Annotated in this window: 1 protein-coding gene; it reads left to right on the forward strand. The window is 65.4% G+C overall.

Annotated elements, in window-relative coordinates:
* Nucleotides 1-539 precede the first annotated feature (539 nt).
* Nucleotides 540-2,180: an ABC transporter substrate-binding protein gene (locus EN749_RS34405; protein WP_127396027.1), complete on the forward strand. Its 1,641-nt coding sequence runs from the start codon at nucleotides 540-542 to the stop codon at nucleotides 2,178-2,180.
* Nucleotides 2,181-2,284: the final 104 nt, after the last annotated feature.

A 2,284-nucleotide genomic window follows, 5' to 3' on the forward strand; every position in this document is an offset into this window, starting at 1 on the left:
GTGCACAGCTTCCTGCGCGCCCGAACGTCGGTGCCGGCAGCGGCGGAAGCGTTTGCGCGGATTGTGGGCGCGGTTGCTGCGCTGGGCCGGGGTGAGTGGCCGACGGTGGAACGCTAATCTCCCCCCTTGAGGGGGAGATGTCGCCGAAGGCGACAGAGGGGGTCGTCGCGCGTAGAGCGCTAGCATCATCTTTTTGAAAGTAGGAGGTCGCGTCCCGTCGTGCCGACCCCCTCTGGCCTGCCGGCCATCTCCCCCTCAAGGAGGGAGATTGCGCCGCGCCGTTGGCACATCTCCTCCCAGCGCGGCTGCAAAGCATAAGCGCACTGCCGACTCCCCATGCGGAACCCCGCACAATCACTGCGGATTCCCGAACACTCCCCCGCGTCACCCAGCCTTATCATCCCCCTCAGGCATGGCGCCCCGGCGGTCGCGTCCGCCCCCGCGTCTGTCGATCGGCCGGGGCGATTTTCTGTGCATGCCGTTGTCCCAAAACCGCTGGGCACTTTTGGGCGGCATGCATCAACAACAGGGGAATGACGATGAAATTCATGCTGACCGACCGCAAACTCCACCCGCAAGCCAAACCCGTCGCCGAGGACTTCAAGGCCGGCGGCATCAACCGCCGCGAATACCTGGCGCTGATGGCCGGGCTCGGTGTCAGCGCCGCCGGCGCGGTGGCGCTGGGCGGGCTCAGCACCACCCCTGCCCGCGCGGCAGAACCGAAGAAAGGCGGCGTCCTGCGCGTCGCCATGAACGTCAAGGGCTTCAAGGACCCGCGCACCTTCGACGGCGTGGAGATGTCGAATGTCGCCCGCCACTGCAACGAATATCTGGTGCGCTGGAACACCGACTTCTCCTTCGAGCCCTGGCTGCTCGAAAGCTGGGAGGCGAGCGACGACGCCAGGACGCTGACCCTGCATGTGCGCAAGGGCATATCCTGGTCGAACGGCGATGCCTTCAACGCCGATGATGTCATCCACAACCTCACCCGCTGGTGCGATGCCTCGGTGCCGGGCAATTCGGTCGCCGCGCGCATGGGCGCGCTGGTCAACGCCGACACCAAGAAGGTCGTCGACGGCGGCATCGCCAAGGTCGACGACTTCACCATCAAGCTCAATCTGCCCAAGTCAGACATCTCGCTGATCGCCGGCATGGCCGACTATCCGGCGCTGATCATGCACCGCTCCTATGAGGGCGACGGCGATCCCTTGAAGGCGCTTGCCATCACCACCGGCCCCTGCGAGCTGGTCAGCTGGGATGCCGAGACCGGCGCCGAGGTGAAGCGCAAGGACAGACCGTGGTGGAAGGGCGAATTCCATCTCGACGGCATCAAATGGGTCGACTACGGCTCCGATCCCAACGCCATGCTGTCGGCCTTCGAATCCGGCGAGATTGACACCGATCACGAAACCGCCTCCGACGCCGTCTCGCAGACCGAGCAGATGGGGCTGATGAACTCCGAGATCGCCACCGGCTCCACCATCGTCGCCCGCTTCAATGTCGCCAACGCGCCCTATGACGACGTCAAGGTGCGCCGCGCCGCCCAGCTCGCCGTCGACAATTCCGCCGTGCTGGCGCTCGGCCTCGGCGGCCGCGGCAAGCCCGCCGACAACCACCATGTCGGCCCCATGCACCCCGAATATGCCGATATCGGCCCGGCCAGGCGCGACGTCGAGCAGTCGAAGAAGCTGCTCGCCGAGGCCGGCAGGGCCGACCACGAATTCGAGCTCATCTCCGTCGACGTCGAATGGCAAAAGAGCACCGGCGACGCCATCGGCGCGCAGATGCGCGAGGCCGGACTGAAGATCAAGCGCACCGTGCTGCCCGCCGCCACCTTCTGGAACGACTGGAGCAAATACCCCTTCTCCTGCACCGAATGGCTCGGCCGCCCGCTCGGCGTCCAGGTGCTGGCGCTGGCGTATAAATCGGGTGCAGCCTGGAACGAGAGCGCCTACGCCAACCCCGAATTCGACACCCTGCTCGACAAGGCGCTGGCGACGCCGGACGCCAAGGCGCGCAAGGAGATCATGGCCAAGATCGAGCAGAATCTGCGTGACTCAGGCATCATCATCCAACCCTACTGGCGCTCGGTCTACCGGACATATCGCAAGGGCGTCGAAGGCTGCGAACAGCACCAGGCGCTGGAGCAGCACTTTGAGAAGGTTTGGATTGAGTCTTGAAGCGTCGGCGCTCCTTCAAGTGCCGCGCTGGCCGGTGGATCGCTGCGATCATCTGCGGGTTGGAAGTGGCCGGCGCGAATGCCGGTGAGGCAGTTGCCTGAGCC

Origin of the sequence: Mesorhizobium sp. M7A.F.Ca.ET.027.02.1.1, assembly GCF_004022985.1 — a bacterium.
Taxonomy (GTDB): Bacteria; Pseudomonadota; Alphaproteobacteria; order Rhizobiales; family Rhizobiaceae; genus Mesorhizobium.